Source organism: Enterobacter sp. 6722112, from assembly GCF_058661685.1.
Genome location: NZ_JBZWGR010000007.1, coordinates 4633118 through 4647085, shown reverse-complemented (window position 1 = coordinate 4647085; position 13968 = coordinate 4633118). Strand labels below are relative to the sequence as shown.

The following is a 13968-nucleotide window of genomic DNA, read 5'->3' as shown; positions in this document are numbered from 1 at the left end:
ACCGGCTTAGCGCCGGTTTTTTTATTTATGCCTGCGGCTTTTCGCCGTTTTCATCCTGATCGACTGCGAAGCAGGCCACCAGCTGTCCGCCATAATCCTTCAGCTGTGGCTGCAACTGCGTGCACGGACCGAAGCGGCGACGGCAGCGGGCGTTGAACGCACATCCCGGCGGCGGGTTAAGTGGGCTTGGCAACTCGCCGGTCAGCTTAATGCGCTCCCGGCGGTCATCCGGGTTCAGTCTCGGCGTTGCAGACAGCAGCGCCTGCGTATACGGATGACGCGGGTTAGTAAAGATCTGATCTTTCGTCCCCTTCTCCACGCAGCGTCCCAGATACATCACCATCACCTCATCGGCAATGTGCTCAACCACGGACAGGTCATGGGAGATGAAGACGTACGACAGTCCCAGATCCTGCTGTAAATCCATCATCAGGTTAAGCACCTGCGCACGAACGGACACGTCAAGCGCTGAGACCGGCTCATCGGCAATCACCACGTCCGGGTCAAGCATCAGCCCACGGGCGATGGCAATACGCTGACGCTGACCGCCAGAGAACATATGCGGGTAGCGATCGTAATGCTCGGTTTTAAGCCCCACCTTCGCCATCATCGCCAGCGCTTTTTCACGACGCTGCTCTTTGCTCAGATTGCTGTTAATCAGCAGCGGCTCTTCCAGAATCTGCCCCACTTTTTTACGCGGGTTTAAAGAACCGTACGGGTTCTGGAACACAATCTGGATTTTTTGACGACGCAGCTTCTGCGCCTGCGGATCGTGCTTGAGCAGATCCTGGCCCTGATAGTAAAGCTCGCCGCCGGTTGGCGTTTCGATCATCGTCAGCAGACGGCCCAGCGTGGATTTTCCACAGCCCGACTCCCCGACGACCGCCAGCGTTTTACCGCGTTCAAGGCTGAAGGAGACGCCGTCCAGCGCTTTTACCAGGCGCTCGGGGGCAAAAATCCCCTTCTTCACCGGGTAATGTTTTTTCAGGTCGATAGCCTGCAACAGCGGCTGTTGCGTGGTGGCCTCGTGCGTACTCATAGTGTTGGCCTCCCGGCATCATCGAGTGGGTAGTGGCATTTTGACTGCCGACCATCGGCCAGCAGATTCAGCTCTGGCTCCTCGGCGCGGCATTTATCCGTCGCATACGGGCAGCGCGGATTCAGCAGGCAGCCCTGCGGACGGTCATATTTACCCGGAACCACACCCGGCAGTGACGCCAGACGCGCTTTGTCCTGGGCAAACTCCGGCAGCGCGCGCAGTAACGCCTGCGTATACGGGTGACGCGGCGCGCGGAAGATATCATGCGAACTTCCGGTCTCCACCACCTGACCCGCGTACATCACGATGATTTTGTGTGCCGCTTCCGCCACCAGCGCCAGGTCGTGCGTAATCAGCACCAGTGCCATATTCTCTTTCTGCTGCAACTCCAGCAGCAGCTCGATGATTTGCGCCTGGATGGTCACGTCCAGCGCGGTAGTTGGTTCATCCGCAATCAGCAGTTTTGGTCGACAGGCAATCGCCATGGCGATCATCACGCGCTGGCTCATGCCGCCGGAAAGCTGATGCGGGTAAACGTCCAGACGCGATGCTGGGTCAGGTATCCCCACCAGGTTCAGCAGATCGATAGCACGCTGGCGACGGGTTTTCTTGTTGCCGCCCTGATGCACCTTAATGGCTTCCATAATCTGGAAACCGACGGTGTAGCATGGGTTCAGGCTGGTCATGGGGTCCTGGAAGATCATCGCCACTTCCGCGCCCACCAGCTGGCGGCGCTGTTTTTCGGAAATGCGCTTCAGATCCTGACCGTTGAACTCCAGATTTTCCGCCATCACGCGGCCGGGGTAGTCAATCAGCCCCATAATCGCAAGCGAACTCACTGACTTACCGGAGCCCGACTCTCCTACAATCCCGACCACTTCGCCCTGATTAACGCTGTAGCTGATGCGGTCCACGGCGCGAAACGGTGTGCCTTCGTCGCCAAAGTGCACGGATAATTTATCTACATTTAATAACGCCATCTCGTGCCTCTTACTGCTTCAGTTTGGGATCAAGTGCATCACGCAGACCGTCACCCATCAGGTTAAATGCCAGCACCGTCAGCAGAATCGCCAGACCCGGGAAGGTGACGACCCACCAGGCGCTTTGCGCGAACTGCAACACGTCGGAGAGCATGGTGCCCCACTCCGGTGTTGGCGGCTGCGCACCCATGCCAAGGAAGCCAAGAGCGGCCATATCAAGAATGGCGTTAGAGAAACCGAGCGACGCCTGAACAATCAGCGGCGCAAGGCAGTTTGGGAAAATATTGATAAACATCTGACGCATCGCACCAGCACCCGCCACGCGAGAGGCGGTAACGTAGTCGCGGTTCACTTCCACCAGCACCGCCGCACGGGTCAGACGCACGTAATGCGGTAGCGCAACAAACGTCAGCGCAAGCGCGGCGTTACCAATCGACGGACCAAAGATCGCCACCAGCACCAGCGCCAGCAGCAGGCTTGGCAATGCCAGCATAATGTCGACGACGCGCATGATGATGTTATCAACGATGCCGCCGAAATAGCCTGCCACCAGGCCGAGTACGATCCCCATGATCAGCGACAGTACGACAACGAGGCAGCCAACCAGCAGCGACAGGCGTGCGCCGTACATCAGGCGCGACAGCACATCGCGGCCCACGTCGTCGGTGCCCAGCAGGTGCGTCAGGCTTCCGCCGTCCTGCCATGCAGGAGGTGCCAGCAGCGCATCGCGGAACTGATCAGCCGGGTTATACGGCGCAAGGAAGTTCGCAAACACCGCAATCAGGATCATGATGGAAACATACACCAGCCCGACGACCGCGCCTTTGTTGCGCTTGAAGTAGTGCCAGAACTCCTGCATCGGCGTCATTGGCACCGGTGCGGTGACCACTTTATTTTGAGTAACTTGTGACATGATGGCCCCTTACTTCTTATGACGAATACGCGGGTTCACCACGCCGTACAGCAAATCGACCAGCAGGTTGACGAGGATAATCATCGTCGCGACCAGCAGTACACCGCCCTGCACAACCGGATAGTCACGGCGTTGCAGCGCATCAATCAGCCAGCGTCCAAGACCCGGCCAGGAGAAGATGGTTTCGGTCAGGATCGCCCCCGCCAGCAGCGTACCGACCTGCAAACCGATAACGGTTACCACCGGCAGCATAGCGTTACGCAGGGCATGAATGATGATGACGCGCATACGGGTCAGGCCTTTAGCGCGGGCAGTACGAATATAATCCTCGCCCAGCACTTCCAGCATGGAGGAACGGGTCATACGCACGATCACCGCCAGAGGGATGGTGCCCAACACCATTGCAGGCAGGATCATGTGCGCAACCGCATCAATGAAGTTGCCCTCTTCGCCCCAGATCGCCGTATCAATCAGCATAAAGCCGGTTAACGGGTTGGTGTCGTCAAGGAAAACCATATCGCTGACGCGTCCGGAGACCGGCGTCAGGTTCCACTGCACCGAGACCAGCATGATCAGCATCATGCCCCACCAGAAGATAGGCATGGAGTAGCCGGTCAGTGCCAGGCCAACAGCGGTGTGGTCGAAAATAGAGCCACGCTTAACGGCAGCCAGTACGCCAACGGGGATCCCTACTGCGGTCGCGAAGATCATGGCGCAGATACCGAGCTCCAGCGTCGCTTTAAAGCGCGGTACGAACTCGTCCCACACCGGAAGACGGCTTTTCAGTGAAATCCCTAAATCGCCGTGCAACACACCCCAGATATAGTGGAGATACTGCTGCCACATCGGCTTATCAAGGCCGAGCTCAGCCAGCAGTTGCGCATGACGTTCAGGGGAGATACCACGCTCGCCTGCCATAATCATTACCGGGTCACCCGGGATCATATGGACGAAGGCAAAAGTGAGAAGGGTGATACCGATAAACGTCGGGATAACCAGTCCCAGACGTCGGAGGATGAACTGCAACATAACCCGGATTCTCTCTGATGACGCACGCCCAGTGGCGTGACGTCTGTATTGCTCACAAATGTAAATTCCCTCTCCCTGTGGGAGAGGGTTAGGATGAGGGGATGCATGCACGCCCCTCACCCCTGCCCTCTCCCACAGGGAGAGGGAGAACACCCTACTTATTATTCAACAGACACGTTTTCGAAGTGGTGTTTGCCCAGTGGATCAACCACGTAGCCCTTCACTTCTTTACGCACTGGCTCGTACACGGTGGAGTGAGCAACAATCAGAGCCGGAGCCTGATCGTGCATGACAACCTGAGCTTGCTTGTACAGTTCAATACGTTTGTTGTGATCGTCGGTCGCACGCGCCGGCTGGATCAGATCTTCAAATGGCTTGTAGCACCAGCGAGAATAGTTAGAACCGTCTTTCGCTGCCGCACAGCTGAACAGGGTCGCGAAGAAGTTGTCCGGATCCCCGTTGTCGCCGGTCCAGCCCATCATGACCGCCTGGTGTTCGCCCGCTTTAGCGCGCTTCAGGTACTCGCCCCACTCGTAGGTCACAATTTTGGCCTGTACGCCAATCTTCGCCCAGTCAGCCTGAACCATTTCCGCCATACGACGTGCGTTCGGGTTGTAAGGACGCTGTACCGGCATCGCCCACAGCTCGACGGTGAAGCCTTTGTCCTGGCCCGCTTCTTTCAGCAGCGCTTTCGCTTTCTCAGGATCGTAGGTGTAGTCCTTAATGTCGTCGTTATAACCCCACATGGTTGGTGGGATCAGGTTCTTGGCCGCAACGCCCGCGCCCTGGTAAACGGCTTTGATGATCGCTTCTTTGTTCACCGCGTAAGTCAGCGCCTGACGCACTTTCACGTCATCGAACGGTTTCTTCTCGGTGTTGAAGGAGAGATAACCCACGTTCAGGCCCGCCTGCTCCAGCAGGTTGATATTTTTGTCCTGCTTCATGCGCGCGATGTCAGCCGGGTTTGGATACGGCATCACCTGACATTCGTTTTTCTGCAATTTTGCGTAACGCACGGATGCGTCAGGCGTGATGGAGAAGACCAGACGGTCGATCTGCGGCTTGGTGCCCCAGTAGCCCGGGAAGGCTTTATACAGAATACGGGAATCTTTCTGGTACTGAAGCAGCTGGAACGGGCCGGTACCGATTGGGTTCAGGTCCACTTTTTCCGGCGTGCCGGCTTTCAGCATGTTGTCAGCGTACTCTTTAGAGAGAATCGAGGCGAAGTCCATCGCCAGGTCAGCCAGGAATGGCGCTTCCGGACGCGTCAGCACAAACTGAACGGTTTTATCGTCCACTTTTTTCACTTCAGCGATCAGGTCTGGCAGACCCATCCCTTCGAAGTATTCATAGCTGCCGCCAGACACTTTATGGTACGGGTTCTGGGCATTTTTCTGACGGTCGAAGGAGAACACAACGTCGTCGGCGTTAAAGTCGCGCGTAGGTTTAAATTCTTTGCTGTCCTGCCACTTCACGCCCTGGCGCAGGTGGAAGGTATAGGTTTTACCGTCTTCGCTGATATCCCACTTTTCAGCCAGGCCAGGAATTACTTCCGTGGTGCCGGTTTTAAATTCAACCAGACGGTTATAGATCGGTACAGAGCTTGCGTCGTAAGTCGTACCAGAGGTAAAGAGCTGTGGGTTAAAGCCTTCCGGAGAGCCTTCAGAACAGTAAACCAGGGTTTTTGCCTGTACGCTTGCTGCAACGGTCATGGCCACCAGGCTCAGACCAAGCTTCAGCATCCCTGACTTATTCAAGGAAATACTCATTATTGTGCTCCAATGTGATGTTTTGCTTTGTTGTGTTACGCCGCCTGACCTTTATTTATTTTTTACCCGGTCCGGTCGGTGATGCCCGAAGGCGTTAAAAGGGATAGAGAATCCTTTCAGAAGAGCGTTTGAGTTGCAGCGCAGATCCTCCCTGAAATGCCCCTCGTGCCCTACAATCTGTCAACAGAATGTGAAAACGTCAATACAGGTGGCGGGGATTTACGTGGAGTGTGAGAAACCGCAAACAAAGATTAAAAAAACCCTGACCGTGAGTTTTCAGCAGAGAAATTTATGCTACTCGCCATGATGCAGCACAATTATCTTCATATTTCGCAACACTCAGTGATTAAGTTTTATTCAGAATGGGTAAATTTTCTTACAGAATGGTGATTATCTGAGCACTAAATACCGCGAACGTTAAAACGCACAGCGAAAAATGCTGAGGTTATCCATAAGCAACGCGAAAAAAGATCAAACTATATATAAAAAAATACAATGGATTATGTCACAAAACCGCAAACAGGCAGGGGGAAGCAGGGCTAAGGGGTATTTTGAGGACTCGTGCGGGGTAACGCGTTAATGCAAAAAGGGCTAACCTTGCGGTTAGCCCTTTTTAGAATGTGGTCGGCGAGAGAGGATTCGAACCTCCGACCCACTGGTCCCAAACCAGTTGCGCTACCAAGCTGCGCTACTCGCCGAATGCGGAGCGCATCTTACTGCTGAGGTGCGCCCCCGTCAATCCCTTATTTTCAAAAAGCCATTCAACTGGCGATATTCTCGCCAGACCAGCTACTGCGCGGCTTTTGTGGTGTTATCAGGGAGTTTACACCAGTTGTTGTTTTCGTTAATCCCACCGTTCGGTGAGGTATAGCCCAGACAACCCATAATGGTGTCGTACAGCTCAACGTGACGGCGCGGTACCTTGATCTCTGCCTGCTGTTTCAGATGGGCAAACATTTTGGCTTTGTCCGGGTTTTCCAGGTACTTATCCGACATCCACATGATCATCGGCACGCGGAACTGCTCAGGCGGGGCCAGCTTACGCGGCGTACCGTGTAAATGCTCTTTCTCGTTGATGGACTCGCCGTGGTCGGCCGCGTAGATCACAATCGCTTTCTTATCGCGAAGCTGGTCGATCACCCGGCTGAGGAAGGTATCCACATACAGAATCGAGTTATCATAGGCATTGATCAGCTCCTGCTTGCTACAGTTCTTGTTAATGCCGACGCACTCAGGCGTCCATTTGGCGAAATCGCGCGTATAACGCTGATAGTAGCTGTAGTGTGAACCTTTGGTATGCAGAACAATAAGGTGCTTACCCTGCGGATGGTTTTTCAGCGACTGTTCCATCTCAGAGAGCAGCAGCATATCATCAACGTTCTTTCCGCGGTTACGCGGCTCGGCGCCAATCTGCTCGCGGTAGGCGATGTTATCCGCCATGGTGTTGGTGTAGAACCACATCTCACTTTGCATGGCGAACAGATCGGAGCTAAATCCAAGCTGCTTCAGAACAGCAAACACGTTTTGCTCTTTGAGAGTGCGCTGAGGATTATCACTCGCACCGCCCTCACGAACAAACATACAGCGCAACGAAAGCTTCGTGGCGGTATCGCAGGAGTAGCCGCGGTATGCCACCAGGTTCTTTTCCTGCGCCAGTTTCGGGGTGGTATCGCGGTCATAACCGAGAATACCCATATGATCCCAGCGCGTCGTTTCGCCGATAACGAAGACCACGTAAGTATCATCCAGTCCGTCAGCCGGAGCCTGGTAGGTGAACTTTTTGGTCGGGTTAATCAGCGATTTCACATCGCTGGATTCGTCCGCCTGAGCCCAGGCATAGAGACCTAGCGCCGACAGCCAGTTAGACGGCAGATACGAGTTAGCCACCACGCCGCCGTAGCTTGGCATATCTACGCCTGTCGCTTTTTCGATCCGCTTTTGCTGTTTTTCCATCAGGCGAATAGGCGCCCATACCAGCAGACCCGCCAGAAGAACGACGGCGACGTTGCGGATGCGTTGCCCACGGGTACGCAGCTGGCGTAACAGGGTATAGCGACAGGTATTACTCCAGATAAAGAAGAGCGGGATCAGGCAGGTCAAAATCGTCCACATGATGAACCCTTGCCCCACTACCTCTTTCGAGAGGTCGATGTCCGTGGTCATCACCGAGGCCACAATACCGTAGCCAATGACCACATTCATGAATGTCATGTAATAGCTTGCGGCGGCAGAGATAATCACCACCAGCGAGGCCAGAACCTGCCATGTACGTCTGCCAAAAAGCGAGAGCAGACGTAGCAGGAAGAAGGTTGCCAGAATTGAGCCAAACACTTCAATCGCGGCGAAAATCCCGTTTCTTACGGTGAGGTGTTCAAAATAACCTTCCACTCTTCTGAACAGCACCGCGCCATTCAGAAACAAACCGATATAGACAGCCAGCATCAGACACAATCTTTGCTGGGTAAGAGACCTGATATATTTCATGCAAACAACCCTGGGGGAAGGGGTATAAAGACCCGCCGAATCTCATTGAGAAAGCAGACAGAGTAAGTAGGTGCGAGATAAACCGTTATCAGAAACGTCTACAAGCGCGATAAGTAGACCACAGCGAGGAAGAAAAGTGGCAGCAGAGAATGTGAATCGATGAAAATTTTTACAAAATAACAAGTCCGGAAGTGATATTGCGATAAAAAAAGAGGCCCTGCGGCCCCTTTTTATCGAATCATGCATGCGCTTCTTTATAGACCTCGCGTTGCGGCTGACGAATCGTGGTGGACAGCGCCAGTGAAATAATCAGCAAGGCAAATATCACGCAGAATGTCACGTAGAAGCCACCAAACAGCGAGGCAATCAGCGATCCGCAAATACTGCCGATACCGAAGCCGAGATAAATCACACCGTAGTTTTTCGCCAGATTGTTCAGCCCGAAGAACTCGCTCACCAGCGACGGGAAGACGGTAATGGTACCGCCAAAGTTAAAGGCTACGCAGGCTATCGCCGCAAAGAATGTCGCTTCGTTCAGCGGAGCGAACAGCAGCGCTGCCATCCCCACCAGGGAGATCACCTGCCCCAGCGTAATCACACGGATCCTGGCGATTTTGTCAGACAGGATACCCAGTACCAGACGACCCGAGAGGTTAGCGATGGAGATGACCGTTACCGCGTTCGCCGCCGTCGCCGCGTCCAGCTTCACCATTCCCTGCGCGATATCTTTCGCCACGCCGATGACATACAGACCGCTCATGCAGGCCGTCAGGAACATCACCGCCAGCATCCAGTACTGCGGTTTACGCATGGACTGTGCAAGGGTGAAATCATTCTCCACCACACCGTTAACGGTTTTCACTTCCTGCTGCGGCGCGTCTTTCATCAGCGTTGCGCCGAAGAGGATCATCACCAGCACAATCACGCCCCAGATCATAAAGGTTTTCTCAAGCCCCACCGAGGCCAGCAGATGCGCATCGATGAATTTGAAGCCAAGGCTGCCCAGGCCATATGAACCAATGGCAAACGCGGAGATAAGCCCTTTACGCTCCGGGAACCACTTCACGCAGTTAGACAGCGTCAGCAGGTAACCTGCGCCGTCCGCCAGCCCCACCAGCACCCCGGCGCTCAGCCACAGCATCATCAGGTTGTCGGAATATGCCGTCAGGAAGAAGCCCACGCCCAGCAAGATCCCGGAGGCCATGGTTACACGCTTCACGCCGAAGCGCTCCTGAAGTTTGCCCGCCACGGAAGAGGAAATTGCTAACCCAAGACTCAGCAAGCCGAAGGAGAACGCCACCTGGCTTATCGGCGCGCCGAGCTTATCAGACAGGGCGCTGTTAAACAGGCTCCAGGTATAGACCGATCCCAGTGCGAACTGGGTAACGATGGTGCCGAATAGCGTCAGCCAACGCGTGCGGTTATAAGTTGATGTGTTCATGGCAGTGTCCTGCAAGATAAATTAAGGAAATTCGCTGAGGACACGATAAACAAAACCCCATAACACCAGGGGTAAAACGGCATGAAATGCAGGAGAAACGGAATGAAATGCCTGGAAGCGGGAATGAATGACCTTGCCGGAGAAGAAAAAGCTCAAAGGTGAGCGATCACTATCGCTACAGTCCCTGCCGTTATTGTATTAAATATGTTACCGCAGCGTTTAAAAAAGTGACAACCCTTTAAAATTTGGCGCTCAATCCCAGCGTATATAAATATTCTTCTTCAGTTTGCTGGTTATAGCTGATCTTCGCCCAGGGGTGTAAATCACCATACTGCGTATCGACACGCCACCCCAATGAGTTCACGCTGGCATGCCAGAGTGGATCGGTAAGCGACTGCGTGGTGGTTGTATCCTCAAACGCATTCACTGGTGCGGAGGGAGCGCCATCAGTGCGCCACGCCATTACGGGCCCGGTGGTGAAATGTCCCGCCACGGGAAAATTCCAGCCAACGCTCAGAACGGTTTCCGCATCTGAACCGGATGGGTCGTTCAGGGTAAACCCCGCAGCATTCTGCGTGCGGTTAATACGCTCCGCGAGAATATCTTCATAACGAGGTTGGTGATCGGCGTCCCATGTATAGCGTTCCATCGTATTACTTTGAGCATCTGAAACGATATATTCCTGTTGCCACGCAAAAGCGGTGTTACAAAAAAGCAGGCAGACTGAAACACCCACCAGGCCAGAAGCAGCATGGCGACCACTGATTTTTTTTATCATCATCAAAGCGACTCCAGAAAGAGCCGAGTTCGGCGATATATGTCATTGTTCGAAGAGGTATTAGGGCGTATAGCCCTGTATTAACTATTGTCTCTTTAGCAGACACGTCAAGCCGGGCAGATTGAAATTTTTGCGTTTACCGTATCAGGAAGGGAGATGACCTATGCAACGTTGCGGCTGGGTAAGCCAGGATCAGCTTTATATCGATTATCACGACAAGGAATGGGGCGTACCGGAAACCGACGGTAAAAAACTGTTTGAAATGATTTGCCTTGAAGGCCAGCAGGCCGGACTGTCGTGGATCACCGTTCTGAAAAAGCGTGAGAACTATCGCAAAGCCTTCCACCAGTTCGATCCGGCTGCGGTTGCCGCCATGACCGACGACGACGTGGAAAGGCTGGTTCTGGATACCGGTATCATCCGCCATCGCGGTAAAATTCAGGCCATTATTGGTAACGCGCGTGCTTATCTGGCGATGGAGCAAAACGGCGAACCCTTCTCAGCATTCGTCTGGTCGTTTGTGGATAACGAGCCGAAGGTGACGCAGGCCGCCACGCTTGCAGAGATCCCAACGTCGACCCCCGCCTCAGATGCCCTGTCGAAAGCGCTGAAAAAACGCGGCTTTAAGTTTGTGGGCACCACCATCTGTTACTCCTTTATGCAGGCCTGCGGGCTGGTCAATGACCACATTACGGGCTGCTTCTGCCATCCGGAGGGCCACCATGATCCGCAAATGGCAAAGTGAGGACACCGCTCCGCTTTTGAGTCTGTGGCTGGAGAGCACCACCGAGGCGCATCCGTTTATCGACGCAAGTTACTGGCAAGCGAATGAAGCGGTAGTGCGGGATGAATACCTTCCCGCCGCCGAGACCTGGGTCTGGGAAGAAAACGGTACCCTGTGCGGTTTTATCAGCGTCATGCAGTTCCAGTTCGTGGGGGCATTGTTTATCGCCCCGGCGTTCATCGGAAAGGGGATCGGGCGTGCGCTGCTGAACCACGTTCAGCAGCACTATCCGTATTTAACTCTGGAGGTGTATCAGAAAAACGTGCGGGCGGTGAATTTCTATCATGCTCAGGGTTTTCGCATCGAAGACAGCGCCTGGCAGGATGATACCCAACACCCGACGTGGATCATGAGCTGGCAGGCGGATCAAACGCCGTAAGGGTAAGCGCCGGCCCCTCATATTTCTCCACCCATGCCAGCGCCGTATTCCCCGCGCAGCCATTCCCCAGCTTCGAGCTGGGGAGATCTTTGGTCAGCACGTTTACGGCGCCGTTCTTACAAATACCGCCCTCGTCCAGCGCCAGATCCGGCCATGCGCCCTGATGAATGCAGAAAACGCCAGGGCGGATCCCGTCACTCACCACGGCGCCTGCCAGCACCTGCCCGCGCGCGTTCCAGACCCGAACGAGGTCGCCGTGGTTAATCCCCCGCGCCTTTGCGTCATCGCTGTTCAGCGCAATCGGCTCACGACCCGCCACCGCATACTGCTCGCGCAAAGCCGAATAGTTGAGCTGGCTGTGCAGACGATGGGCGGGATGGGCAGACAGCAGCTGAAGCTGCCCCGGCTGCGCATTGCCATGCCATTCGTCCGGCTCCAGCCACGCCGGATGTGGCGGACAGTCCGCGTAGCCAAAGCTGGCGATGCGTTCGCTGTAGATCACAATCTTCCCGCTTTCGGTTTTTAACGGATGATTCTCCGGATCGCGACGGAAGTCAGCAAAGCGCACAAACCGCGCATTCTGCTCGCTTTCCGGCATTTCGAAGAGTTGATTCGCCTCCCAGAACTCAGCGAATGGCGGCAGCGTCACGCCCTGCGCAGCCCCACGCTGGCTGGCAATCTGGTAAAACGTTTCCAGCCATTGCAGATCGGTTTTGCCCTCGGTGAAACGCTCCCGACCGCCCGCTTCCCACATTTCACTCAGGTCGGCAAAGACATCAAAATCATCCCGCGCTTCATCCCGGGGAGCCACGACGCGCTTCATCGGCACCATATGCTGATTGCTGTAATCCCCCGTCATGGTGAGATCGTTACGCTCGAACGAGGTCGTGGCGGGCAAAACGATATCGGCATGTTTCGCTGACGCGGTCCAGAAGCACTCCGAGATCACCACCAGCTCCGGTTTCTGCCAGGCGCGGATCAGGCGGTTAGTATCCTGGTGATGGGTGAAGTTGGCCCCACCCGCCCACCAGACAAACTTAATATCCGGGAAATGCCGATCCTGGCCGTTGTGCTGATAAAACCCGCCTGGGTTCTCCAGGGCTTCAACAATGCGTGCCACCGGAATTTTATCTACCGCGTCCACGCCACCCTGCACCGAGCCCTGCATGGAGGCCAGCACCGCGGCTTTTCGCGTCGGGTTGCCGCCGTTAGCAAAGTGATAGGAAAGCCCAAAACCGCCGCCGGGTGTGCCAATCTGCCCGAGCATCGCGGCGAGCGTCACCAGCATCCAGTGCTTCTGCTCGCCAAACTGCTGGCGCTGCATCCCCCAGCCGGACATGAGCATCGTGACACGGCTATGGAATAACGTCGCCAGTTCGCGGATTTTAACGGCATCAACGCCGCAAATCGCCGCAGCCCACTCTGCGGTTTTGGCGATACCGTCGGTTTGTCCCGTCAGGTAGTCGGCAAATTTATCGAAGCCCGTGGTGCAGCGCGCCAGAAATTCCGTATCGTGCCAGCCGTTCTCCACCAGGGTGTGGGCGATGCCCAGCATCATCGCCACGTCGGTGCCCATATGCGGCGCGATCCACTCGGCGCTGTCGCCGAAGAAATCCAGCGTTTCAGAACGCATCGGATCGATACAGATGATGCGCTTGCCGCTTTTGCGCAGCGCATCAAAGTAGGAAACGCCCTGCTCGTCGGACGCATTCCAGGCAATTTTCAGGGTATTGAGCGGGTTGGCGCTCCAGAGCACCACCACCTCCGCATGCTCCAGCACCAGCGGCCAGCTGGTCTGCTGCTGATAAACCTCATTCCCGCCCACGACATACGGCATGATTGCCTGCGCCGCGCCGGTCGAGTAATCGCCCAGATGGCCGGTGTATCCTCCGGCCAGGCTCATATAGCGTTGCAGCAGGGTTGCGGCCTTATGCAGCACGCCGTTCGAGCGCCAGCCATAGGAGCCGGCAAAAATGGACGACGGGCCATAGCTGTCGCGAATGCGTTTATGCTGGGTATGGATCAACGCCAGCGCGTCGTCCCAGCTCACGCGTACGAACTCATCCTGCCCACGAATACCCTGCGGCTTATCCGGTGACGCCAGAAAGCCTTTACGCACCATCGGCCAGCGGACGCGGGTTTTACTGTGTACCTGATCGCGAACGACGGTCTGTAAAGAGTTGAGATGGCGCGAAGGCAAAGCCCCGCGAGACGACAGCACAGTGTCGCCATCGGTTTCGACCAGCATCGGCCCCCAGTGGGCGGCGGTCAGAATGGTTTTTGTTGAGGTGCTCAAAGCGTGCGCTCCTGGTTGCGTGCAGGTGTTTCGGCCTTTCATTGAGGCAGTTTATCGTTTGTGACAAATTTCAGAG

The 13968-nt window shown here is 55.2% G+C and carries 11 protein-coding genes and 1 tRNA gene; 2 read left to right on the top strand and 10 right to left on the bottom strand.

Translation table 11 applies throughout. The features are described 5' to 3' along the window. Positions 1-25 precede the first annotated feature (25 nt). The 9 genes from dppF to AC4OVU_RS23690 form a co-directional block, all read right to left on the bottom strand. The gene (gene dppF, locus AC4OVU_RS23730; protein WP_017383568.1) at positions 26-1039 is read right to left on the bottom strand and encodes a dipeptide ABC transporter ATP-binding subunit DppF; all 1014 of its coding nucleotides are present in this window, start codon (positions 1037-1039) and stop codon (positions 26-28) included. Beyond that, positions 1036-2019: a dipeptide ABC transporter ATP-binding protein gene (gene dppD, locus AC4OVU_RS23725; protein WP_015569978.1), complete on the bottom strand. Its 984-nt coding sequence runs from the start codon at positions 2017-2019 to the stop codon at positions 1036-1038. Before dppD ends, dppF begins: the two co-directional genes overlap by 4 nt. Before the next feature lie 10 nt (positions 2020-2029). Continuing rightward, a complete protein-coding gene (gene dppC, locus AC4OVU_RS23720; protein ID WP_017383569.1) occupies positions 2030-2932 on the bottom strand; it encodes a dipeptide ABC transporter permease DppC in 903 nt (300 codons plus the stop codon). 9 nt (positions 2933-2941) lie between these two features. Then, a complete protein-coding gene (gene dppB / locus AC4OVU_RS23715) occupies positions 2942-3961 on the bottom strand; it encodes a dipeptide ABC transporter permease DppB (protein WP_006810536.1) in 1020 nt (339 codons plus the stop codon). Positions 3962-4122: 161 nt separating this feature from the next. Beyond that, positions 4123-5730, bottom strand: a complete 1608-nt coding sequence (gene dppA / locus AC4OVU_RS23710; protein ID WP_110292244.1) for a dipeptide ABC transporter periplasmic-binding protein DppA — start codon at positions 5728-5730, stop codon at positions 4123-4125. Positions 5731-6351: 621 nt separating this feature from the next. Then, positions 6352-6428: transfer RNA gene (locus AC4OVU_RS23705), tRNA-Pro, on the bottom strand. Positions 6429-6519: 91 nt separating this feature from the next. Continuing rightward, positions 6520-8214 carry a kdo(2)-lipid A phosphoethanolamine 7''-transferase gene (gene eptB, locus AC4OVU_RS23700; RefSeq protein WP_017383570.1) on the bottom strand — a complete coding sequence of 565 codons (1695 nt, stop codon included), beginning with the start codon at positions 8212-8214 and terminating at the stop codon, positions 6520-6522. Positions 8215-8452: 238 nt separating this feature from the next. Continuing rightward, entirely contained in the window at positions 8453-9655 is a 1203-nt protein-coding gene (locus AC4OVU_RS23695) for an L-lactate MFS transporter (RefSeq protein ID WP_023295746.1), read from the bottom strand. 238 nt (positions 9656-9893) lie between these two features. Continuing rightward, positions 9894-10436, bottom strand: coding sequence for a hypothetical protein (locus AC4OVU_RS23690; protein WP_015569983.1), 543 nt, complete (start codon positions 10434-10436; stop codon positions 9894-9896). A 160-nt stretch (positions 10437-10596) separates the two neighbouring features. Between AC4OVU_RS23690 and tag the strand changes: the two genes are divergently transcribed. Both tag and AC4OVU_RS23680 read left to right on the top strand, forming a co-directional pair. Continuing rightward, a complete protein-coding gene (tag, locus tag AC4OVU_RS23685) occupies positions 10597-11178 on the top strand; it encodes a DNA-3-methyladenine glycosylase I (protein WP_017383572.1) in 582 nt (193 codons plus the stop codon). Beyond that, the gene (locus AC4OVU_RS23680; RefSeq protein ID WP_015569985.1) at positions 11156-11596 is read left to right on the top strand and encodes an N-acetyltransferase; all 441 of its coding nucleotides are present in this window, start codon (positions 11156-11158) and stop codon (positions 11594-11596) included. The genes tag and AC4OVU_RS23680 overlap by 23 nt, the downstream gene beginning before the upstream one ends. Here AC4OVU_RS23680 and AC4OVU_RS23675 read toward each other — a convergent pair. After that, on the bottom strand, positions 11565-13934 hold the full coding sequence (locus AC4OVU_RS23675; protein ID WP_044488942.1) for a molybdopterin guanine dinucleotide-containing S/N-oxide reductase: 2370 nt from the start codon (positions 13932-13934) through the stop codon (positions 11565-11567). The two genes, AC4OVU_RS23680 and AC4OVU_RS23675, sit on opposite strands and share 32 nt — an antisense overlap. Positions 13935-13968: the final 34 nt, after the last annotated feature.